The organism is Pseudomonas sp. MWU12-3088 (genome assembly GCF_023242405.1).
Taxonomy (GTDB): Bacteria; Pseudomonadota; Gammaproteobacteria; order Pseudomonadales; family Pseudomonadaceae; genus Aquipseudomonas; species Aquipseudomonas kribbensis.
In genome coordinates, this window is record NZ_JALJEA010000004.1 from 454,712 (window position 1) to 475,508 (window position 20,797).

Consider the following 20,797-nt stretch of genomic DNA (forward strand, 5'->3'; position numbering starts at 1 on the left):
ATGCTGCCCCTGTGGATCGCCCTGCAATTTCTCAGCAGCCTGCCGATTCGTCTGCCGGGCATGCCGGCGCCTGAACAGCTCGGCCGCTCGCTGCTGTTTTATCCGCTGGTGGGATTGCTGTTCGGCGTAATTCTCTGGGCGCTGAACATCGCTCTGGCCGGCGCGCCATTGTTGCTACACGGGGCGTTGCTGCTGACGGTGTGGGTGTTGCTCAGCGGCGCGCTGCACCTCGATGGGCTGGCGGACAGCGCCGATGCGTGGCTGGGTGGTTTCGGTGATCGCGAGCGCACGCTGACGATCATGAAAGACCCGCGCAGCGGGCCGATCGCGGTGGTGACGCTGGTGCTGGTGTTGCTGCTCAAATACGCCGCATTGCTGGCGTTGATCGAGCAGAAGCAGGGTATGGCGTTGATCATCGTGCCGCTGATTGGTCGGGCAGCACTGCTCGGGCTGTTCCTCACTACCACCTATGTGCGGGCCGGCGGGTTGGGGCAGGCGCTGGCCGATCACCTGCCGCGCAAAACGGGCTGGCAGGTGCTGGTGGTGAGTGCGGCGGTATGCGCGCTGATCGCCGGGTTCAATGCTGTCGTGGCGTTGCTGCTGGCGGTTGTGGTGTTCATCTGGCTGCGGCATTTGATGGTGCGGCGACTGGGCGGAACCACGGGCGATACGGCGGGTGCGTTGCTGGAATTATTGGAGATGTCGGTGCTGGTCGGGCTGGCCTTGTTTTGATAAGTAACTTTGATCTGTAACTTGATTTAACACAGTCGCGGGTATATACACGCATCATGCTTTCTTCTCAGTGTTTGTGCACCAACCTGCGTCGCGCCGCTCGTGGCGTCAGCAGGCATTACGACGGCGCTCTCGACGGCTTCGGGATCAACGTTGCCCAGTATTCTCTGCTGTGCAACCTGCAGCGTCTGGATCAACCGAGCATTTCCGAACTGGCCGAGGCCATGGGCCTGGATCGCAGCACCCTCGGGCGCAATCTGCGGGTGCTGGAAGGCGAGGGGCTGGTGGCGCTGGCAGAGGGCGAAGACATGCGCAACCGCATCGTCCGGCTCACCGAAACCGGCGCACAACGCCTGGCAGCGGCCCTGCCGGCCTGGGAAGCGGCGCAACAGCGGTTGATCGACCGACTGGGCGCCGAGAAGCGTGAAACCTTGCTGCGGCTGTTGGATGAACTGGCCTGAGGGCCGGTTTTTTCCGAATCTAAGCGGGTATATACCCGCGACTGGAGAATAACAATGAGTTCGATGTGGCGTACGTGCGGTTGGGTGTTGCTGGGGAGTGCGCTGATTCTGGCGTTGTCATTGGGCGTGCGGCACGGCTTCGGGCTGTTTCTGTCGCCGATGAGCGCCCAGTTTGGCTGGGGCCGTGAGGTGTTCGCCTTCGCCATCGCCTTGCAGAACCTGATCTGGGGCTTGGCGCAACCTTTCACAGGCGCACTGGCCGACCGCTTCGGCGCGGCAAAAGTGGTGCTGATCGGCGGCGTGCTCTACGCCTTGGGCCTGGTGTTCATGGGGTTGTCGGAGACCGCTTTGGGTCTGTCCCTGAGTGCCGGTTTGCTGATCGGTATCGGGCTGTCCGGCACTTCTTTCTCGGTGATTCTCGGGGTGGTCGGCCGTGCCGTTCCGCCGGAAAAACGCAGCATGGGCATGGGGATCGCCAGCGCCGCTGGTTCTTTCGGCCAATTCGCAATGCTGCCGGGCACCCTCGGGCTGATTGGCTGGTTGGGCTGGTCAGCCGCGTTGCTGGTGCTGGGGCTGCTGGTGGCGCTGATCGTGCCACTGGTGAGCATGCTCAAGGACAAGCCGCTGCCAGTGCTCGGGCATGAACAGACCCTGTCAGAAGCGTTGCGTGAAGCTTGCTCGCATTCAGGGTTCTGGCTGCTGGCGTTCGGCTTCTTCGTCTGTGGGTTCCAGGTGGTGTTCATCGGTGTGCACCTGCCGGCCTATCTGGTCGACCAGCATCTGCCGGCCACCGTCGGCACCACGGTGCTGGCGTTGATCGGGCTGTTCAACATCTTCGGTACCTACACCGCCGGCTGGCTCGGCGGGCGCATGTCCAAGCCGCGTTTGCTGACCGGGCTGTACCTGCTGCGGGCGGTGGTGATCGTGCTGTTCCTGTGGCTGCCGGTGACGACGACTACGGCGTATCTGTTTGGTATGGCGATGGGTTTCCTGTGGCTGTCGACGGTGCCGTTGACCAACGGTACGGTGGCGACCTTGTTTGGCGTGCGAAACCTGTCCATGCTCGGCGGGATCGTGTTCCTGTTCCATCAGCTCGGCTCGTTCCTCGGCGGCTGGCTGGGCGGGGTGGTGTATGACCGTACCGGGAGTTATGACTTGATCTGGCAAGTGGCGATTCTCTTGAGCCTGTTGGCGGCCGCGCTGAACTGGCCGGTGCGCGAGCGTCCGGTCGAGCGTCTGCAGGCCCGTACGAGCGCGGCATGAAGCGAATCTGGCCACGAATCGCCATCACCGCACTCGGCGCTGTCTTGCTGGCGCTGGTGTGGTGGGGCTGGCATCAGGGCGGCCTGGCGCTGATGCAGTTGGGCATGGGCGCTTGCCTGTAGGCTTTGAGGGCGAGTAACGTCGGGTTTTGACGACTGCTCAAGGATGCCCGACATGCTCAAGCGCTGGTGTGCTGTTCCTGCGTTGCTGATGGCGTTGACCGGACTGGCCCGGGCCGCAGACTGTCCGGAGTTGCTGCAAGGTTCGCTGCCCAAATTGCGGGCCAAGGAATCCATCGACCTGTGCCAGCGCTACGCCGACAAGCCGCTGGTGGTGATCAACACCGCCAGCTTCTGTGGTTTCGCCCCGCAGTTCGAAGGTCTCGAAGCGCTCAATCAGCGCTATAAGGCCCAGGGCCTGGAAATGCTCGGCGTGCCTTCCAATGACTTCAAACAGGAGTCCAAGGACAGCGCCGAGACTGCCAAGGTCTGCTACGCCAACTACGGCGTGACGTTCACCATGACCGAGCCGCAGAAGGTTCGCGGCGGCGATGCCACCCATTTGTTCCAGGTGCTGGCCGCGCAAAGCAGTGCGCCGAAGTGGAATTTTTATAAATACGTGGTCGATCGTCAGGGCAAGGTGATCGCCAATTTCTCCAGCCTGACCAAGCCGGATGATCCGGAGTTTCTCGCGGCCATCGAGAAAGCCATTGCGTCGAAACCGCTGAAACCCTGATCGACGCCCACTAAAAAGCCCCGCCTCTGCAAAGAGAGCGGGGCTTTTTAGTGGGTGAGGCCTCAAATGGTAAAGAGCTCAGCCTCGCCGTGCAGCATCAGAAGCGGTAGGTCGCGCCGACACCGAAACCGTTTGCCGAGTTTTCATACTTGGCATCGTAGGTCTGGCCACGATCGTTTTCGTTGCGGATCTTGACGGCTTCTTCCTTCAGGTAGGAGTAGGCAACGTCGATGGTCAGGTCGTCAGTCGGGCTCCAGCCGGCACCGATGCTGAAGATGGTCCGGTCGCCGGTAGGGATGCGCGGCGAACGGTCGACGTTGTTGGTCGGCGACTGGTCGAAGGTCAGGCCGGTACGCAGTACCCATTCCTTGTTCAACTGGTAGGAAGTACCGACGGCGTAGGCCCAGCTGTCATGCCAGTTCTGCTCTTCGGTGATTTCACCGAACTGACCGGCCAGCAGCGGCTGTACACCGGAGTTCTTGACGGTGATCTTCTCCAGCTGGCTCCAGCGGGTCCAGGTGGTACCGGCGTAGACGTTCCAGCGGTCGTTGATTGCCTGGGTGACCGAGAAGTCCACGGATTCAGGCGTGGTGATCTTCAGCGAAGCGTCGTACTTCTGGCTGGCGCCCAGGCCGACTGCGGCCAGTGCGCCGTAGTTGACCTTGGTGTTGCCTTCGAGCTTGTAGTCGACCTTGGAGTGGTAGGTCAGGCCCAGACGAGTGGTGTCGGTTGCCTGAACCAGCACGCCGATGTTGTAGCCCAGCGCGGTGTCGTCACCCTTGATCTTGACCTTGCCGTCCGGCAGGGCCTGGGTGATCGACAGGTTGGATTCCAGGGTGCCGTCGATGCGGTTGATGGTCGGGCCGAAACCGATCGACACAACGTCGTTGAACTTGTAGCTGACGGTTGGCTGGAAAGTGATGACTTGTACTTCGGACTTGCTGCCGAAGTAGCGGCCGGCAAAGCCTTTTTCATAGTCGGTAATCAGGCCGAAGGGTACGTACACACCCAGGCCGAATGCCCAATGCTCATCGATCGGCTTGACGTAGAAACCCATAGGAACCGAGGTGAAGGGCACCATGTCGCCTTTGTTGCTGCCGCCGTTGGGGCTGGAACTGGCGTCGCTGATATCGGTCTTGGCATCGAGGAATGCAACGCCACCGGTGACTTGTTCGCGAGTGAGGCGCGACATGCCGGCAGGGTTGCCGTAAACAGTGCTTGCGTCGTCGGCAGAAGAAGATCGCCCGGCGTACCCGGTCCCCATCCCGCTGATGCTGTGTTCGTTGATGGCAAAGCCAGCGGCGAAAATCTGCGTGGATGCCAGGGAAACGGCGAGGCTAATGGTGGTTTTGAGCATTACTTTTTTCATTATTAGAACTCCTGGTGATCACCGGGGCGAAAATTACCAACATTTTCGTCCCAGCGCTATAGTCCGTATGGCTTGAGTTAGAGCGGTTTTGTAGGACAATCCGACCAGATTCGCGACCCGTTGGCCGATCTTGCGAAACCGGTGAGTCAGCACGCGACCTGATTCAGTGGTGAAACACAGGTCTGCCATGCACAGGTGAAGTCGCGCAGGCGACCCTGGGGTTGAAAGGTCTGACGCCAGATACGGGCCATTGCGAGCAGGTCGTCCGGGTCGGGGAGGGTGGGGGTCTGTTCTTCCACCAACAGCCAGGCGATGGCGGTGGCGTAACGCAGGTTGACGGTCAGTTCGAGGTGGGGACTGCTGAGAAAGGCATGCTGGCTGGCGAGACCGCGAACCAGGCTGGCGCGCTCCGGATCGAGCGCCAGATAATGATCCCAGAGGGCCTGGTGGCGGTGCTCGGCAATCCGGTACAGGCCGTGGCCACGGCGGTCATGCAGGGCTGAACCCAGGGCGGACTGGCTGGCGGCGATGCCCAGCAGCAGGGATTCGGCGGTGGCGCAGTGACGTCCCAGATAAATCAGCGTGGGACGGATCACGTAGCGGCACAGTTCGCTGGCAGCGATACCCATAAAACCCTCGGATCTTGTTATTGGGCGGCGAGACCTGAAGGGGAGCTTGGCAGCTGTGGATCGAATCAGGCCCGCCGGAAGCGGATCACGCCGCTTGAGTTGAAGTGTAGTGTCATATTCGCGACGTAAAGGCCTGTTTTTAAAATATTTCCGGCGAGCAGTTATAACCGTTATATCGGTTGGTGCTTAACCGGGAAGGGTAAAAAGAGAAACATCGGGCAATAAAAAGCCCCGCGTTTCAGGCGGGGCTTTTGCTTTTGCAGCCATTTCGGCCTCTCAGGCGATCAATGCCTGGCGGGTGCGATCAATCACGGCCTGCAGCGGTTCGGCGCTGGAGTATTGATCAGGGTACAGACGCTCGCTGTGGCGGGCGATCCCGTGTTCATTGACCACGGTGAAGCTGAAGCAGCCTTTGCGAGCGGCCATGATCAGGCAGTTCATTGGAGCAAAAGCGTTGGTTAGGGTGCGAATGGCATCCTGAGTCTGGATTTGAGTAGACATAGTTATTAGGTGTTCCTACAAATGACACGGATAAGAACCGTGCAACGTTAAAACGTTCCAGTAACGCAGACCACCATTGGTCGAACGAAGAACCCGACTGGAACAAAGCAGCCAGTTTGAAGCGCTGATAAGTTGGCGCGCTTGGGCTGGCAGGTAGGTACTTAGGAGGACAGGCAACACATCGAGGGCAGAGGTTCTGGGCCCGGGGTGAAGATCCTGATCAATTTGCAGGTTGGTTCGGTCAGAGTACGGTTCTTTGCAACATCCTTTGATTCGATTCAAAGGCTGTGTCGTCGCAAGATTTACCTGGAAACCATCGAGGGGTCGGGCCCGCTTTTTCGGTGGAGGCTTCTCCGAGAGAAGGCTGACCGTGGGGGTTGTTCGACCGGAATTGACTTTCAGCTTGGTACTAACGCCGCGGATACTAACGGAACACGTCGAGGAAGGCAAACCTGATTTTTTAAAAAGAACAGGCGGACTGTTCCTTGAGCCCCGGCTCCGCCCCGATTTGGCTCACATTCCGACCGTCGGTCGTCGCGGTGGGCAAGCCGAGCAAGCACAGCGCAGGGGCTTATCCCCAGCGGGGCTGGCAAAACGACCCGAAAAAGCGCACCGATATAACCGCGTAACAGGTACTTGTGCACATTAGTTGCGCGGACGGTAACGACGCTGTCACATCGAACCTGACCCCGGTGGCTGCCTGTAACGAAAGTTTAAGTCAATGAAAAACATCGCTTTTTTTTACTGGTGAAAAAATCGTCAGTTTGACTGCGGGCCCCATTCCACAAGGCTTTGCGGCGAGTCGGGGGCGGTTGTCCACTGAGTTATCCACAGCTTCTGTGGATTGTCCCGAGCGCTTGCTCTAGCACGGGCGTGCCGGGATTTTTTCGACTTTACCTGTGCGAAAAAAAGAGTAGAGTGGCGCGCCCTCCGATCTGTCCCACAGTGCTTTATGAAGTTTCGTTCATCTCCAGATTCTGTTACTTCCCAACCCCTTCGTGTTACCGCTCCCAAGCGATTTTCCGTGCGCGTGGCCGAATGGCTGCTCGACAGCCCGCGCTTGGGCGACAGTCAGAACGCCAAACACCTCGCCGGCCGCCTGCTCAAGCAACCGGCCCGGGAAGGTGTGGTTGTGGCGCAAAGCCGCCTTGGCCAGTTGATGTGCCGTGAGTGCGGCAACGCCCGGGATCGCCGTATCGGTCAGGATTTGCTGCGTCAGGCCGCCCGCGCGGGTGATCGACGTGCGCAACAGGAACTCGGCCTGATCGAAGACTGAGCTGTCCAAGACCTGACGCCTTGGTTAACCTTCAGGTTTTATCGGATCGGCGGGAGTCACTATGGCGATGGACTTGACCAGCATCTTGCTCGGCTTGGCAGGCGCGGCGTTACCGCTGCTGGCGCTGGTCTGGCAACTGCAGCGCCGGGCCAGTCATGGGGAGTCTGAAGTTGCGTTGCTCGAGGAGCGGCTGGCCATGGCGCAGATGGCCCAGGACGGCCTCAACGCCCAGCTCGAAGCCTGTCGCGACGAAATCGCCGACCTCGGCCAGGCCAATGCCGCCAAACAGGCTGATCTCGCGGCCGTGCGTCGAGAAGTCGAACTGTTGCAGATCGAGCGTGACGATGCCCGTGACGCCGCCCATGCATGGAACCTCGAACGTGCCAGCAAGGAAGCCGAACTGCGGCGCCTGGACGCCCAGGCCGCTTCCCTGAATGCCGAGTTGCGCGAACAACAGGAAAGTCATCAGCAACGACTGGATGACCTGCAAGGTTCTCGCGACGAATTGCGCGCCCAGTTCGCCGAGCTGGCGGGCAAGATCTTCGACGAGCGTGAACAGCGTTTCGCCGAAACCAGCCAGCAGCGCCTCGGGCAACTGCTCGATCCTTTGAAAGAACGCATTCAGTCCTTCGAAAAACGGGTCGAAGAAAGCTATCAGGCCGAAGCCCGCGAGCGCTTCTCGCTGGCCAAGGAGCTGGAGCGTCTTCAGCAACTGAACCTGCGCCTGAGCGATGAAGCCACCAACCTGACCCGCGCCCTGAAAGGCCAGAAAACCCAGGGCAACTGGGGCGAACTGATCCTGGAGCGGGTGCTGGAACATGCCGGGCTGGAGAAGGGCCGCGAGTACCAGACCCAGGTCAACCTCAAGGGCCCGGACGGCGAGCGCTTCCAGCCGGACGTGATCATTTACCTGCCGGGCGACAAGCAGGTGGTGGTCGACTCCAAGGTCAGCCTCACGGCGTACCAGCAATATGTGGCGGCGGACGACGATGCCATCGGCCAAATCGCCATGAAGCAGCACGTACTGTCGCTGCGCAGTCACGTCAAAGGCCTGGCCGGAAAAGACTACAAGCGTCTGGAAGGCCTGCACAGCCTCGATTTCGTCTTGCTGTTCGTGCCCATCGAAGCGGCGTTTTCCGCGGCGCTGCAAGCCGAGCCGACGCTGTTCCAGGAAGCCTTCGATCGTAATATCGTGATCGTCAGCCCGACCACGCTGCTCGCCACCCTGCGGGTCATCGACAGTCTGTGGAAACAGGAGCGCCAGAGCCAGAACGCCCGGGAAATCGCCGAGCGTGCCGGATGGCTGTACGACAAGTTCGTGCTGTTCATTCAGGATCTGGACGAAGTCGGCAATCGTCTGCAGCAACTGGACAAAGCCTACAGCGCAGCGCGAAACAAACTCACAGAGGGGCGTGGCAACCTGGTCAGCCGCAGCGAGCAGCTCAAATTGCTCGGCGCACGAGCGAGCAAGAGCCTGCCGGCGGATCTGCTGGAGCGCGCCATGACCGACGCCGACGGCCTGGTCGAACTGCCTGAATAAGCCGCTCTTCTAGAGCGGCAAATAGCGACTCAACAACGCCCGCAACGCCGCCGGTTTCACCGGTTTGGCCAGATAATCCAGCCCCGCCGCGTGCACCCGCGCCACGGTTTCCGGATGCCCGTCGGCGCTGATCACCACGCCGGGCACCGGTTCGCCCAGGCTTGTACGCAACCAGGCCATCAGATCGGTACCGGTCTCGCCGTGGTCGAGGTGGAAGTCCACCAGGGCCAGTTGCGGCCGTACGCCATCGCTCAGCAACGCCGCGCATTCCTCGCGGTTGCGCGCCGTCCACACCTGACAACCCCAACGCGTGAGCAGGCTGTTCATGCCGATCAGGATGCTGTCTTCGTTGTCGATGCACAGCACCTGCGCGCCGCTGTGCAGCTTGCCGTTGAGTTCGACCGCCGCACTCGGCTGGGCAGTCTGCGTCCGCGCCAGCGGCACCCGCACACTGAACACACTGCCGCGTCCCGGCCATGAACGTACGCGCAAGGTGTGCCCGAGCACCCGGCACAAGCCGTCGGCAATCGCCAAGCCCAGGCCCAGGCCTTTCTCGGCACGGGTCTGGTGGCTGTCGAGGCGTTTGAACTCTTCGAAAATCACTTGCTGCTTGTCTTCCGGAATCCCCGGCCCGCGATCCCAGACCTCCAGGCAAACCTCGCCCTGTCGCCGGCGCACACCCAGCAAGACCGGGCCTTTGGCGTAGCGGAAGGCATTGGTCATGAAGTTCTGCAGAATCCGTCGCAGCAGCTTTATGTCGCTGTCGATGCGCAAGTGACTGCCGCGCACCCGGAAGCTCAAGCCCTGTTCCTGCGCCAGAACCTTGAACTCGGCACCGAGGGTGTCGAACAGCTCATTGACCGCGAACGGCTTGCGATCCGGGTTGATCTTGCCGTTTTCCAGGCGGGAAATGTCCAGCAGGTCGCTGATCAGGTCTTCGGCCGAACGCAGCGAACTGTCCAGATGCTGCACCAGTTTCTGCGCCTCGCCGCTCAAGCCATCGTCCTGATGGGAGAGGGCGGCCGAGAACAGCCGTGCGGCGTTCAAGGGTTGCATCAAGTCGTGACTGACCGCTGCAAGGAAGCGGGTTTTCGACTGGTTGGCGGCCTCGGCATTGCCTTTGGCCTCTGTCAGCGCGACGTTGAGTTGCGACAGTTCCTGAGTCCGCTCGCTGACCCGTTGCTCCAGCCCTTCGTTGGCCTCGGTCAGTGCCTGTTCGGCTTCGCGGAACGCGGTGATGTCAGTGAAACTCATGACGAAACCGCCGCCGGGCATCGGGTTGCCGATCAGCTCGATCACCCGGCCATTGGGGAACAATCGCTCGGAGGTGTGGGCGCGGCCCTGACGCATCCAGTGCAGGCGCCGGGCGACGTGGACTTCCGCTTCACCGGGGCCGCACAAACCCCGCTCGGCGTTGTAGCGAATGATGTCGGCAATCGGTCGGCCGACACTGATCAAGCCGTCCGGATAATTGAACAACTCCAGATAACGCCGGTTCCAGGCCACCAGTTTCAGCGACTGGTCGACCACGCTGATGCCCTGGGTGATGTTTTCGATGGCGCCTTGCAGCAGCGCGCGGTTGAACTGCAGCACTTCCGAGGCTTCGTCGGCGATCCGGACGACGTCCTCCAGTTGCATTTCCCGACCTTCGATGGCTGCTTTTACTACAGCCCGCGTCGAAGAAGCGCCGAGGACACCGGCCAGCAATCGTTCGGTGTGGGCGATCCATTCGCCGTCGGCGTTCTGGTTCGGGTTGAAGCCTTTGCCTTGGCGATAGGCGAAGCGGATGAAGCTCTGCCGCGCACGCTCTTCACCGACAAACCGTGCCGCCAGTTGCAGCAAGTCGTCGATCTGCACCGCCAGCATCGAGCGTGCGCTCGGCCGGGCGCTGATTTCCTGACCGATGAAGCGCCCGGCCTGCCAGTGTTCCGACACCCGGGTCCGCGACAGTACCGAGACCCAGGCGAACAGGGTGAAGTTGCCCGCCAGCGACAGCACCACGCCTTGGGTCAGCGGGGTGATCGGCAGGTTCAGCGGGTTGCTGTGCAGCCAGGCAAGTCCCGGGAACGTCTCCAGCGGCACGCCGAGGCTGCGAGCCGCAATCGGCAGAATCAAGGTGTAGAACCACAGGAACGTGCCGGCGGCGAGACCGGCGAACACGCCACGGCGGTTGGCCTGTTTCCAGTACAGCGCACCGAGCATGGCCGGTGCCAGTTGAGTAACGGCGGCGAACGCGATCTGGCCGATGGTCGCCAGGCTTGCGGTGGAACCGAGCAGGCGGTAGCTGACGTAAGCCAGCAACAGAATGACCACGATGCTGACCCGGCGTACCGAAAGCATCCACTGGCGGAACACCTCGAACGGCCGCTCGGCATTGTTGCGCCGCAACAGCCACGGCAACAGCATATCGTTGGAGACCATGGTCGACAGCGCCACACTCGCCACGATCACCATGCCGGTGGCTGCCGACGCGCCACCAATGAACGCCAGCATCGCCAGCGCCGGGTGGGCCTGGGCCAGCGGCAGGCTGATGACGAAAGAATCCGGGAGGACGGAGCTGGGCAGCATCATCTGACCAGCCAGGGCGATCGGAACTACGAACAGCGCGGCCAAGGCCAGATAAGTCGGAAACACCCACTTGGCCAGACGCAGGTCCTGCGGGTCGATGTTTTCCACCACGGTGACGTGGAACTGCCGAGGCAGGCAGATGATCGCCATCATTGCCACACCGGTCTGCACCACCATCGACGGCCAGTTGATGGTCTCTTTCCAGTATTCCTCAAGGCGCGGGGCGAGCATCGCCTGATTGAACAGGTCGTCGAAGCCGTCATACAGGCCATAGGTGACGAAGGCGCCGACGGCGAGGAAGGCGAACAGTTTCACCAGCGACTCGAAAGCAATCGCCAGCACCATGCCCCGGTGGTGCTCGGTGGCGTCGAGGTTGCGCGTACCGAAGACGATGGTGAACAACGCCAGCACCAGTGACACGATCAGCGCTGTGTCCTGGGCGCGGGTGCCCATGGCGTCGGCGCCAGCGCCGATCAACAGGTTTACGCCGAGGACAATGCCCTTGAGTTGCAAGGCTATATAAGGCAGTACGCCGACCAGACAGATCAGCGCCACAACCACCGCCAGCGATTGGGATTTGCCGTAGCGGGCGGCGATGAAGTCGGCGATGGAGGTGATGTTTTCCTGTTTGCTGATCATCACCATTTTTTGCAGGACCCACGGCGCACCCAGCAACAGCAGGATCGGCCCGAGGTAAATCGGCAGGAATGACCACAGTTGTTCGGCCGCCTGACCGACCGCGCCAAAGAACGTCCAGCTGGTGCAATAGACCGCCAGCGACAGGCTGTACACCCAGGCACGCATCCGCGGCGGCAACGGCGCGCTGCGACGGTCGCCGTAGAAGGCGATGGCGAACATGATGGCCATATAGGCCAGGGCGACGGCGGCGATCAGCCCGGTGGACAACGACATGGAGCACTCCCGACAAAATACGACCGGACTCGCGCCCGGCCAGACAGTCTCGCATGTGCGCGGCGGTTAGTCAGTGTCGACCAAGGTCGTGGCGTGGCGGGGTGTCGCAGGCGCAGAACCGGGCGGTTCTGCGTTGTCAGTCCTGACGCAGCGCGATGTCGATCAGCCGGTGCAGTTCTTCGACTTCCAGCGGTGCCACGGCAAACAGAATGCGGAACACCGTCGGCGAAACCACCAGGTTGATCAGGTGATCCACGCTCGGCGGCGACTGGTCCGGGAAGCGGTCGACAATGGTCTGCAACTGATCGGCGATGATCGCGACGCAGAATCCCGGTGTGGCGCTGGCCTGCACGTCACGCATGACATTGCGCCCCGGCTCGGAACTCATTTCATCCAGATACTGCTCGGCCCAGGCGCGGATATCGCCGCGCAGGCTGCCGGTTTCCAGTGGATCGCTTTCAGGACGCAGGCGGGCGAGGGCGACGTCGGCGAGCAGCGCCGACAGATCGCCCCAGCGCCGATAAATGGTCGAGGGCGTAACCCCCGCCCGTGCGGCAATTTGCGGGACGGTCACGGTGGAACGCTCCTGTTCTTCGAGGAGCGCGCGCACGGCGCCGTGAATCGATTCCTGTACCCGGGCGCTTCGGCCGCCGGGACGGCTACTTTCTTTAATAGGCATGTGCCAGACCTTAACACAAAGAATTTGCTTTAAGCGCAAGTCGGGCGCACACTCCGCAAAAGCAAAAAAATAGCTTTTAAGGAGTGTGCTCATGACCGGCCTTGCTTCCAACCGTTCCAGCCTGTGGTTTCTGGCGATCACCTTACTCAGTTTTCTCGCCGCATCCACCGCGCCGACGCCGTTGTATCACCTGTATCAGGACCACCTGCATTTCTCGGCAGCGGTGCTGACCCTGATTTTCGGCGTCTACGCGCTGAGTCTGCTGGCCGCTCTACTGACGGTCGGTTCGTTGTCGGATCACCTGGGACGCAAACCGGTGATTTTCACCGCGGTTGTCCTGAATGCCTTGGCGATGCTGCTGTTTATCTACGCCGACAGCGTCGGCTGGCTGATCGGCGCGCGAGTGCTGCAGGGATTTGCCACCGGCATGGCCACCGCCGTGTTGAGCGCGACGCTGCTGGACACTGACCGTCAACAAGGGCCGCTGATCAACAGCGTGGCGCCGCTGCTTGGCATGGCGCTAGGTTCGATGGGCTGCGGTTTGCTGGTGGAATTCGCGCCTGCACCGCTGCAACTGACCTATTGGCTGCTGCTCGTGCTGTTTGTGTTGCAGGGCGTTTATGTCTGGCGCTTGCCGGAAAGTGTCTCGCCGCAAGCCGGAGCATGGGCCTCGCTGCGGCCGACCCTGCATGTGCCGGTTCAGGCGCGTTCCACACTTTGGCGGGTATTGCCGCTGAACACCGCGACTTGGGCGCTCGGCGGTTTCTATGCCTCGCTCGCTCCGTCGCTGGTACGCACGGCGACCGGTTCGACTTCCAATCTGATCGGCGGCGCGACCGTGGCGGCGTTGACCGTGACAGGTGCTCTGATGATTTTCACATTGCGCAATCGACCAGCCTCCCGGGCGCTGCAACTCGGCGCAAGCCTGCTGCCGGCCGGCATCGTGCTGATGCTGCTGGGCGTGCACAGCGCCAGTCTGTCGTTGTTTTTCTTCGGCACGCTGGTCGCCGGGTGTGGATTCGGCTCCGGTTTTTTGGGGGCGGTACGCAGTCTGGTGCCGCTGGCGTTGCCCCATGAGCGCGCCGGGTTGATGTCGGCATTCTATGTACTGAGTTACCTGGCGTTCTGTCTGCCAGCATTGCTGGCCGGGCACTTCACCCACAGCCTCGGCCTGCTGGCGACCACCGATGTGTATGGCGCGGTACTGATCGTACTGGCGGTCGGCGCGCTGTTGATGAGTTTCCGTGCGCAGGCGGCCAAGACCTGCAGCGCGCCATAAGCCTGCGGATTCGGTTAGCCTTGGCCAGCCCATTCTTCTCACGGATCGACTCATGAAGATTATCCGCAGCAAGTCCTTCACCGCCGAGCGTGCCTGGGGCGCGCTCGACATCGCCAACATGAACGGCATTACCACGCGATTGCACTGGACCGACCAGCCGTACAAATGGCACGTCAACGACGGCGAGGAAGTGTTCGTGGTGCTCGACGGTCAGGTGCTCATGCGCTACCGCGAAGAGGGCGAAGAAAAGCAGGTGCAGCTCGATGTCGGTGACATCTTCTACGCGTCCGTCGGTACCGAGCATGTTGCCCACCCGCAAGGCGCCGCGCGGATTCTGGTGATCGAGACTGAGGGCAGCGTTTAGGCCTATATCTGCTAAATAGATAACAGTTAGAGAAATTACCCGTTATATAGATATTTGATTCGGTTCTACCATGGGCTCAACCTCACCTGAGGACAGGAGTTCATGATGATTTGCCCCAACAGTGCCAAACCCGGCATCAAGCCTTTCAGTCAGCTTCAGCATCCCCGTGAAGTGATCCGTCAATTCACACCGAACTGGTTCGCCGCGACCATGGGTACCGGTGTGCTGGCGTTGGCGCTGGCGCAATTGCCCGTCGCCATCCCGGGGCTGCATGCCGTGGCCGAAGGGTTGTGGATGTTCAACATTCTGTTGTTCGTGCTGTTTACCGCTGCATACGCCGCGCGCTGGATTCTGTTTTTCGACGAGGCGCGGCGGATCTTCGGGCACTCCACGGTTTCGATGTTCTTCGGCACCATTCCCATGGGGCTGGCGACCATCATCAATGGCTTTCTGCTGTTCGGTCTGCCGCGCTGGGGCGAGGGCGTCATTCATCTGGCTGAAGTGCTGTGGTGGCTGGACGTGGCGATGTCGCTGGCCTGCGGTGTGCTGATTCCCTACATGATGTTTACCCGTCAGGAACACAGCATTGATCAGATGACCGCCGTCTGGCTGTTGCCGGTGGTGGCGGCAGAAGTGGCGGCGGCCAGCGGTGGACTGCTCGCGCCGCATCTGGCCGACGCACACTCGCAATTGGTAGTGCTGACGACCAGCTACGTGCTCTGGGCATTTTCCCTGCCGGTTGCGTTCAGCATTCTGACCATCCTGCTGCTGCGCATGGCCCTGCACAAACTGCCCCACGAAAACATGGCGGCGTCGAGCTGGCTCGCATTGGGGCCGATCGGCACCGGTGCCCTGGGCATGTTGCTGCTGGGCGGCGATGCGCCAGCGATCTTCGCGGCCAACGGCCTGCCAGGGATCGGTGAAATCGCTTCGGGCCTGGGCCTGGTGGCCGGGATCACGCTCTGGGGCTTTGGTCTGTGGTGGATGTTGATGGCACTGCTGATCACCGTGCGCTACCTGCGCGACGGCATCCCGTTCAACCTTGGCTGGTGGGGTTTTACCTTCCCGTTGGGTGTGTATTCGCTGGCGACCCTGAAACTCGGCAGCACGTTGAACCTGACATTTTTCAGCGTGGCCGGTTGTGTGCTGGTGACGTTGCTGGCGGTGATGTGGCTGATCGTCGGCAAGCGCACACTGCAAGGCGCCTGGCGCGGCGAGCTGTTTGTTTCACCGTGCATTGCAGGTTTGAAGAAATAACCTGAAAAGTTTAGGTAAGGTGTGGCCTGGATCGCGGATCGACATTCCAATAAGCGTATCCAGGCCACTCGTTACCCAACATCAGGGACACACGGAAGATGAGTCACCCCTCACAGTTCAACCTGCTGCGTACCCGGCGCTTTCTGCCGTTCTTCATCACCCAGTCGCTGGGCGCGTTCAACGACAACGTGTTCAAGCAATCGCTGATCCTCGCCATTCTCTATCGGCTGACCATCGAAGGTGACCGGTCGATCTGGGTCAACCTGTGTGCGCTGCTGTTTATTCTGCCGTTCTTCCTGTTTTCGGCGCTGGCCGGACAGTTCGGCGAAAAGTTCGCCAAGGATGCGCTGATCCGTCTGATCAAACTGGCAGAAATCGCCATCATGGCCGTGGGATCCGTCGGCTTCCTGTTCGATCACCTGTCGCTGATGCTGGTGGCCCTGTTCGCCATGGGCACGCACTCGGCGCTGTTCGGGCCGGTGAAGTATTCGATCCTGCCGCAGGCCTTGCACGAGGATGAGCTGGTCGGCGGCAACGGTCTGGTGGAAATGGGCACGTTTCTGGCGATTCTGGCCGGTACCATCGGCGCCGGGGTAATCATGTCCTCGTCGCACTATGCGCCGCTGGTATCGACCGCGATTGTTGGCATCGCCGTACTCGGTTACCTCGCCAGCCGCAGCATTCCCCGGGCGGCAGCCGCCTCGCCGGAAATGCGCCTGAACTGGAATATTTTCAGCCAGTCCTGGGCCACGCTGAAACTCGGGCTGGGCCAGACGCCTGCAGTGTCGCGCTCGATTGTCGGCAACTCGTGGTTCTGGTTCGTCGGGGCGATTTATCTGACGCAGATCCCGGCTTATGCGAAGGAATGGATGCACGGCGACGAAACCGTGGTCACCTTGATTCTCACCGTGTTTTCGGTCGGTATCGCCCTCGGCTCCATGCTTTGCGAGAAGCTTTCCGGGCGCAAGGTCGAGATCGGTCTGGTGCCGTTCGGCTCGTTCGGCCTGACGGTTTTCGGGCTGTTGCTGTGGTGGCATTCCGGCGGAATTCCGGAGAGTGCCGTTGGCCACAGCTGGACTGAAGTCCTCGGTTACGGTCACGCCTGGGCTGTGCTGGTCGACATCCTCGGCCTCGGCATCTTTGGCGGTTTCTACATCGTGCCGCTGTATGCGCTGATCCAGTCGCGCACCGCCGAGAACGAGCGGGCGCGGGTGATTGCCGCCAACAACATTCTCAACGCGCTGTTCATGGTGATTTCAGCCATCGTCTCTATCGTGTTGCTGAGCGTGGTCAAGCTGTCGATTCCGCAGTTGTTCCTGGTGGTGTCGCTGCTGAACATCGGTGTCAACGCCTACATCTTCAAGATCGTCCCCGAGTTCAGCATGCGTTTCATGATCTGGCTGCTCAGCCATTCCATGTACCGCGTCGAGCATCGCAACCTGGAAGCGATTCCTGATGAGGGCGCGGCGTTGCTGGTGTGCAACCACGTATCGTTCGTCGATGCGTTGCTGATTGGCGGCGCGGTGCGTCGGCCGATTCGTTTTGTCATGTACTACAAGATCTACAACCTGCCGGTGCTGAACTTTATCTTCCGCACGGCGGGGACCATTCCGATCGCCGGACGCCAGGAAGACATCCAGATCTACGAAAAGGCCTTCACCCGGATTGCCCAGTATCTGAAGGACGGTGAGCTGGTGTGCATCTTCCCGGAAGGCAAGTTGACCGCTGACGGTGAGATCAACGAGTTCAAGGGGGGGCTGACGCGGATTCTCGAAGAGACACCGGTGCCGGTGATTCCGCTGGCGTTGCAGGGATTGTGGGGGAGTTTCTTCAGTCGCGATCCGAATAAAGGACTGTTTCACCGCTTGTGGTCGCGAGTGACGCTGGTGGCGGGTTCGCCGGTGGCGGTCGAGGCGGCGCAGCCTGCGGAGTTGCAAGCGCTGGTGGGAGAGTTGCGCGGGGCAGTCAGGTAGTTGATGTGGGTGAAGCCGCCATCCTCGAAGGATGGCGGCAACGGCTCAGGCGCTGACCTTGAGCCCGATCAACCCGGTGATGATCAGTGCAACGCTGGCCAGCCGAATCAACGCCATCGACTCGCCAAACAGAATGATCCCGGCAATCACCGTGCCCACGGCACCGACGCCGGTCCAGATCGCGTAAGCCGTGCCCAGCGGCAGTTCTTTCATCGCCAGGCCCAGCAGACCAAGGCTGACCGCCATGGCGGCGACGGTCAGGACGGTCGGAAGTGGGCGGGTGAAGCCATCGGTGTATTTCAGGCCGACGGCCCAGCCGACTTCGAACAGACCGGCGAAAAACAGAATGATCCAGGACATGAAAGACCTCCATCGATTGACGGGGCCGTCCCCGGATTGAAACTCGATTGAGCCGCAGGGTCGTCCCCGCGGGCGCACATAGTACCTAAAAATGTGCGCCGGGGATCCGGTCAGTCTGCAGGCTGCCGAGCCAGAGCCTCACGATCTTCCTTCTCGCTCATGCGTCGGAACCAGGTCGAAAGCAGCGCCCCGGAAATGTTGTGCCACACACTGAACAGCGCGCTCGGCACCGCCGCCAATGGCGAAAAGTGCGCACTGGCCAACGCAGCACCCAGCCCCGAGTTCTGCATGCCGACTTCCAGCGCCAGCGATTTGCGCTGAGCCAGCGGCAAGCCGAACAGGCGTCCAGTGAAATAACCCAGCAAGTAGCCGAAGCTGTTGTGCAGCATCACCACGGCCATGATCAGCAGGCCGGATTCGGCGATTTTCGCCTGACTGGCAGCAACCACGGCGGCGACGATGATCACGATGCTGACCACGGACACCAGCGGCAAAACCTCCACTGCGTGACGAACCCTGTCACCGAGCAAACGTTGCGCGACGACACCGAGCACGATCGGCAGCAGCACCACTTGCAGAATCGACCAGAACAACTCCATGAACGAAACCGGCAACCAGGCCGAGGCCAGCAGCCAGATCAGCGCCGGCGTCAGCAGCGGGGCGAGGAGGGTGGTGACGGCGGCGATGGCCACCGACAGCGCCAGATCGCCCCGGGCCAGCCAGGTCATGACGTTCGATGAGGTGCCGCTTGGGCAGCAACCGACCAGAATCACCCCGACGGCGATTTCCGGCGGTAGATGGAAAATCTGGCAGAGCAACCACGCCATCCCCGGCATGATCACGAAATGCGCAACCACACCCAGGGCCACGCGCCATGGATTGCGGGCAACGGCGGCGAAGTCGTCGAGTTTGAGGGTCAGGCCCATGCCGAACATCACCAGCCCGAGCAGTGGCACGATTGCGCCTTTCAGACCGAGGAACCAGGCTGGTTGCAGGAACGCGACCACAGCGAAAATCAGAACCCAGTAAGCGAAGGTGTTGCCGACAAAACGACTCAGTGCAGCCAGTGCGCGCATGGCCTGTTCCTTATTATTGATAGACCCCGGAAACCAATGTGGGAGCGAGCCTGCTCGCGATGGCGGCGTTACAGTCGACAAAAATGTTGAATGTACCGACCTCATCGCGAGCAGGCTCGCTCCCACAGTTTTACATCAGCCGACTTTAAATCCCCTGCGGCGTCTCTTCACCACCCAGTGCTTCAACCAGCGCCGGCAGGAAATCGCCGAACGTCAGCATCATCAGGGTGAAGCTGGCGTCCAGTTGACCGAGGGCTTCGTCGCCGCCGTCCTGTTCCGCCTGATCCTGCAACAGATCTTCGAACTTCAGGCGTTTGACGGTCATCTTGTCGTCGAGCATGAACGACAGTTTGTCCTGCCAGGCCAGCGACAGTTGAGTCACCACTTTGCCGGTGCTCAGGTGCAGCTGGATTTCTTCGCTGGTCAGGTCCTGACGTTTGCAGCGCACGATGCCGCCATCTTCGTGGGTGTCGCGCAGTTCGCACTCGTCCAGGACGAAGAAGTCCGGGGCGGCTTGCTGGGTGGTGACCCATTCGGTCATCACGGCAGTCGGCGCGGTTTTCACGGTCAGCGGACGAACCGGCAGGGTGCCGATCACTTCGCGCAGGGTGGAGAGCAGGTCTTCGGCGCGTTTCGGGCTGGCCGAGTTGACCAGGATCAGGCCCTGTTTCGGCGCGATGGCAGCGAAAGTCGACGAGCGACGAATAAAGGCGCGCGGCAGGAACGCCTGGATGATTTCATCCTTGATCTGATCGCGTTCTTTCTTATAGACCTTGCGCATCTGCTCGGCTTCGATCTCTTCGACTTTCTCCTTGACCGCGTCACGCACGACGCTGCCTGGCAGAATGCGTTCTTCTTTACGGGCGGAGATCAGCAGGAAGTCACCGCTGACGTGCACCAGTGGCGCATCTTCGCCTTTGCCGAACGGCGCGACGAAACCGTAGGTGGTCAACTCCTGGCTTGCACATGGACGCGCCAGTTTGGTGGCCAGTGCAGTTTCCAGCGCCTCGGCATCGACAGGCAGGTCTTGGGTCAGGCGATAGATAAGCAGGTTCTTGAACCACATGGGGTGAGTCTCTCCTTTATACAAAGGGGGGCATTATTGTCTTCGCCGCCCCATAGGCCAACCCTTCTCTAAGCCTTTGGAAGGCCTGAGAAAATTATTTAAAAAAGTGCTTGCCAGAGGTTGGGTCGCTCCGTAGAATGCGCGCCACACCGAAGCGAAGGGTGATTAGCTCAGCTGGGAGAGCGTCTGCCTTACAAGCAGAATGTCGGCGGTTCGATCCCGTCATCACCCACCATTCGTTTCAAGTGTTTAGCGCAGCGGTAGTTCAGTCGGTTAGAATACCGGCCTGTCACGCCGGGGGTCGCGGGTTCGAGTCCCGTCCGCTGCGCCATATTCGGTAACCTGGAACACTGAACGCCAGGTCACCACGGAAGAACCCGCCAAGGCGGGTTTTTTTCTGCCTCGAGTTGTACATGCGGAATGTGTCGTTTCACCGGTTTTCGGATTTATTTGAAAAAAACTTCAATTAAATCAACACTTTACGAAAACTTGTGGCATAATGCGTCCCGTAACGAAGCGAAGGGTGATTAGCTCAGCTGGGAGAGCGTCTGCCTTACAAGCAGAATGTCGGCGGTTCGATCCCGTCATCACCCACCATTCGTTTCAAGCGTTTCGCGCAGCGGTAGTTCAGTCGGTTAGAATACCGGCCTGTCACGCCGGGGGTCGCGGGTTCGAGTCCCGTCCGCTGCGCCATATTCGGTAACCTGGAACACTGAACGCCAGGTCACCACGGAAAGCCCGCCCAGTGCGGGCTTTT

Annotated in this window: 19 protein-coding genes and 4 tRNA genes; 15 read left to right on the forward strand and 8 right to left on the reverse strand. The window is 60.8% G+C overall.

The window, feature by feature from the left end; genetic code table 11:
- Genes M5B98_RS13680 through M5B98_RS13695 form a run of 5 tightly spaced genes read left to right on the forward strand, consistent with a single transcriptional unit; the run spans position 1 to position 3,191 of the window.
- Positions 1-732, forward strand: coding sequence for an adenosylcobinamide-GDP ribazoletransferase (locus M5B98_RS13680; RefSeq protein ID WP_248742961.1), 732 nt, complete (start codon positions 1-3; stop codon positions 730-732).
- A gap of 56 nt (positions 733-788) precedes the next feature.
- Positions 789-1,193, forward strand: coding sequence for a MarR family winged helix-turn-helix transcriptional regulator (locus M5B98_RS13685; RefSeq protein ID WP_131670022.1), 405 nt, complete (start codon positions 789-791; stop codon positions 1,191-1,193).
- Between the two features lie 54 nt (positions 1,194-1,247).
- The gene (locus tag M5B98_RS13690; protein WP_085710595.1) at positions 1,248-2,456 is read left to right on the forward strand and encodes an MFS transporter; all 1,209 of its coding nucleotides are present in this window, start codon (positions 1,248-1,250) and stop codon (positions 2,454-2,456) included.
- Positions 2,453-2,578 (forward strand): hypothetical protein, encoded by a 126-nt coding sequence (locus tag M5B98_RS28690; RefSeq protein ID WP_256576024.1) that lies wholly within the window; start codon positions 2,453-2,455, stop codon positions 2,576-2,578. The genes M5B98_RS13690 and M5B98_RS28690 overlap by 4 nt, the downstream gene beginning before the upstream one ends.
- 52 nt (positions 2,579-2,630) lie before the next feature.
- Positions 2,631-3,191: a glutathione peroxidase gene (locus tag M5B98_RS13695; protein ID WP_248742962.1), complete on the forward strand. Its 561-nt coding sequence runs from the start codon at positions 2,631-2,633 to the stop codon at positions 3,189-3,191.
- 97 nt (positions 3,192-3,288) lie between these two features.
- On the opposite strand, the gene M5B98_RS13700 is transcribed toward M5B98_RS13695, so the two are convergent.
- From M5B98_RS13700 to M5B98_RS13710, 3 genes are all read right to left on the reverse strand, one after another.
- Positions 3,289-4,560 (reverse strand): OmpP1/FadL family transporter, encoded by a 1,272-nt coding sequence (locus M5B98_RS13700; protein WP_085710597.1) that lies wholly within the window; start codon positions 4,558-4,560, stop codon positions 3,289-3,291.
- A gap of 146 nt (positions 4,561-4,706) precedes the next feature.
- Complete coding sequence (locus tag M5B98_RS13705) at positions 4,707-5,189, reverse strand: hypothetical protein (RefSeq protein WP_085710598.1); 483 nt, start codon at positions 5,187-5,189, stop codon at positions 4,707-4,709.
- A gap of 276 nt (positions 5,190-5,465) precedes the next feature.
- On the reverse strand, positions 5,466-5,690 hold the full coding sequence (locus tag M5B98_RS13710; RefSeq protein WP_007950419.1) for a hypothetical protein: 225 nt from the start codon (positions 5,688-5,690) through the stop codon (positions 5,466-5,468).
- 952 nt (positions 5,691-6,642) lie between these two features.
- Here M5B98_RS13710 and M5B98_RS13715 point away from each other — a divergent pair.
- Both M5B98_RS13715 and rmuC read left to right on the forward strand, forming a co-directional pair.
- Positions 6,643-6,966: a sel1 repeat family protein gene (locus M5B98_RS13715; RefSeq protein ID WP_248742963.1), complete on the forward strand. Its 324-nt coding sequence runs from the start codon at positions 6,643-6,645 to the stop codon at positions 6,964-6,966.
- Between the two features lie 175 nt (positions 6,967-7,141).
- The gene (gene rmuC, locus M5B98_RS13720) at positions 7,142-8,506 is read left to right on the forward strand and encodes a DNA recombination protein RmuC (RefSeq protein WP_170931591.1); all 1,365 of its coding nucleotides are present in this window, start codon (positions 7,142-7,144) and stop codon (positions 8,504-8,506) included.
- A gap of 9 nt (positions 8,507-8,515) precedes the next feature.
- Here rmuC and M5B98_RS13725 read toward each other — a convergent pair whose 3' ends face one another.
- Both M5B98_RS13725 and M5B98_RS13730 read right to left on the reverse strand, forming a co-directional pair.
- Positions 8,516-11,986, reverse strand: coding sequence for a hybrid sensor histidine kinase/response regulator (locus M5B98_RS13725; protein WP_248742964.1), 3,471 nt, complete (start codon positions 11,984-11,986; stop codon positions 8,516-8,518).
- Positions 11,987-12,122: 136 nt separating this feature from the next.
- On the reverse strand, positions 12,123-12,665 hold the full coding sequence (locus tag M5B98_RS13730; RefSeq protein WP_248742965.1) for a TetR/AcrR family transcriptional regulator: 543 nt from the start codon (positions 12,663-12,665) through the stop codon (positions 12,123-12,125).
- Between the two features lie 91 nt (positions 12,666-12,756).
- Between M5B98_RS13730 and M5B98_RS13735 the strand changes: the two genes are divergently transcribed.
- From M5B98_RS13735 to M5B98_RS13750, 4 genes are all read left to right on the forward strand, one after another.
- Entirely contained in the window at positions 12,757-13,944 is a 1,188-nt protein-coding gene (locus tag M5B98_RS13735) for an MFS transporter (protein ID WP_248742966.1), read from the forward strand.
- A gap of 52 nt (positions 13,945-13,996) precedes the next feature.
- Positions 13,997-14,308 (forward strand): cupin domain-containing protein, encoded by a 312-nt coding sequence (locus M5B98_RS13740; RefSeq protein WP_248742967.1) that lies wholly within the window; start codon positions 13,997-13,999, stop codon positions 14,306-14,308.
- Between the two features lie 105 nt (positions 14,309-14,413).
- Positions 14,414-15,565, forward strand: a complete 1,152-nt coding sequence (locus M5B98_RS13745; protein WP_114881968.1) for a TDT family transporter — start codon at positions 14,414-14,416, stop codon at positions 15,563-15,565.
- A gap of 98 nt (positions 15,566-15,663) precedes the next feature.
- On the forward strand, positions 15,664-17,538 hold the full coding sequence (locus M5B98_RS13750) for an MFS transporter (RefSeq protein ID WP_248742968.1): 1,875 nt from the start codon (positions 15,664-15,666) through the stop codon (positions 17,536-17,538).
- Between the two features lie 45 nt (positions 17,539-17,583).
- Here the strand turns inward: M5B98_RS13750 and sugE are convergent, their stop codons facing one another.
- From sugE to rdgC, 3 genes are all read right to left on the reverse strand, one after another.
- Positions 17,584-17,898 carry a quaternary ammonium compound efflux SMR transporter SugE gene (gene sugE / locus M5B98_RS13755; protein WP_085682912.1) on the reverse strand — a complete coding sequence of 105 codons (315 nt, stop codon included), beginning with the start codon at positions 17,896-17,898 and terminating at the stop codon, positions 17,584-17,586.
- A gap of 110 nt (positions 17,899-18,008) precedes the next feature.
- Positions 18,009-18,974 (reverse strand): bile acid:sodium symporter family protein, encoded by a 966-nt coding sequence (locus tag M5B98_RS13760; protein ID WP_248742969.1) that lies wholly within the window; start codon positions 18,972-18,974, stop codon positions 18,009-18,011.
- Between the two features lie 145 nt (positions 18,975-19,119).
- Positions 19,120-20,040, reverse strand: coding sequence for a recombination-associated protein RdgC (gene rdgC / locus M5B98_RS13765; protein ID WP_007950430.1), 921 nt, complete (start codon positions 20,038-20,040; stop codon positions 19,120-19,122).
- A gap of 159 nt (positions 20,041-20,199) precedes the next feature.
- Here rdgC and M5B98_RS13770 point away from each other — a divergent pair.
- The 4 genes from M5B98_RS13770 (at position 20,200) to M5B98_RS13785 (ending at position 20,733) form a co-directional block, all read left to right on the forward strand.
- Positions 20,200-20,275 (forward strand) — tRNA-Val (locus tag M5B98_RS13770).
- Positions 20,276-20,294: 19 nt separating this feature from the next.
- Positions 20,295-20,371, forward strand: a tRNA-Asp gene (locus M5B98_RS13775).
- Positions 20,372-20,561: 190 nt separating this feature from the next.
- A tRNA-Val gene (locus tag M5B98_RS13780) sits at positions 20,562-20,637 on the forward strand.
- Positions 20,638-20,656: 19 nt separating this feature from the next.
- Positions 20,657-20,733, forward strand: a tRNA-Asp gene (locus M5B98_RS13785).
- The last annotated feature ends 64 nt before the right edge of the window (positions 20,734-20,797 follow it).

What these genes read in the sequence shown, in the direction of transcription:
- M5B98_RS13680 (WP_248742961.1), top strand. Translation starts at nt 1, where the DNA reads ATGCTGCCCCTGTGGATCGCCCTGCAATTTCTCAGCAGCCTGCCGATT.
- M5B98_RS13685 (WP_131670022.1), top strand. Translation starts at nt 789, where the DNA reads ATGCTTTCTTCTCAGTGTTTGTGCACCAACCTGCGTCGCGCCGCTCGT.
- M5B98_RS13690 (WP_085710595.1), top strand. Translation starts at nt 1,248, where the DNA reads ATGAGTTCGATGTGGCGTACGTGCGGTTGGGTGTTGCTGGGGAGTGCG.
- M5B98_RS28690 (WP_256576024.1), top strand. Translation starts at nt 2,453, where the DNA reads ATGAAGCGAATCTGGCCACGAATCGCCATCACCGCACTCGGCGCTGTC.
- M5B98_RS13695 (WP_248742962.1), top strand. Translation starts at nt 2,631, where the DNA reads ATGCTCAAGCGCTGGTGTGCTGTTCCTGCGTTGCTGATGGCGTTGACC.
- M5B98_RS13700 (WP_085710597.1), bottom strand. Translation starts at nt 4,560, where the DNA reads ATGAAAAAAGTAATGCTCAAAACCACCATTAGCCTCGCCGTTTCCCTG.
- M5B98_RS13705 (WP_085710598.1), bottom strand. Translation starts at nt 5,189, where the DNA reads ATGGGTATCGCTGCCAGCGAACTGTGCCGCTACGTGATCCGTCCCACG.
- M5B98_RS13710 (WP_007950419.1), bottom strand. Translation starts at nt 5,690, where the DNA reads ATGTCTACTCAAATCCAGACTCAGGATGCCATTCGCACCCTAACCAAC.
- M5B98_RS13715 (WP_248742963.1), top strand. Translation starts at nt 6,643, where the DNA reads ATGAAGTTTCGTTCATCTCCAGATTCTGTTACTTCCCAACCCCTTCGT.
- M5B98_RS13725 (WP_248742964.1), bottom strand. Translation starts at nt 11,986, where the DNA reads ATGTCGTTGTCCACCGGGCTGATCGCCGCCGTCGCCCTGGCCTATATG.
- M5B98_RS13730 (WP_248742965.1), bottom strand. Translation starts at nt 12,665, where the DNA reads ATGCCTATTAAAGAAAGTAGCCGTCCCGGCGGCCGAAGCGCCCGGGTA.
- M5B98_RS13735 (WP_248742966.1), top strand. Translation starts at nt 12,757, where the DNA reads ATGACCGGCCTTGCTTCCAACCGTTCCAGCCTGTGGTTTCTGGCGATC.
- M5B98_RS13740 (WP_248742967.1), top strand. Translation starts at nt 13,997, where the DNA reads ATGAAGATTATCCGCAGCAAGTCCTTCACCGCCGAGCGTGCCTGGGGC.
- M5B98_RS13745 (WP_114881968.1), top strand. Translation starts at nt 14,414, where the DNA reads ATGATTTGCCCCAACAGTGCCAAACCCGGCATCAAGCCTTTCAGTCAG.
- M5B98_RS13750 (WP_248742968.1), top strand. Translation starts at nt 15,664, where the DNA reads ATGAGTCACCCCTCACAGTTCAACCTGCTGCGTACCCGGCGCTTTCTG.
- sugE (WP_085682912.1), bottom strand. Translation starts at nt 17,898, where the DNA reads ATGTCCTGGATCATTCTGTTTTTCGCCGGTCTGTTCGAAGTCGGCTGG.
- M5B98_RS13760 (WP_248742969.1), bottom strand. Translation starts at nt 18,974, where the DNA reads ATGCGCGCACTGGCTGCACTGAGTCGTTTTGTCGGCAACACCTTCGCT.
- rdgC (WP_007950430.1), bottom strand. Translation starts at nt 20,040, where the DNA reads ATGTGGTTCAAGAACCTGCTTATCTATCGCCTGACCCAAGACCTGCCT.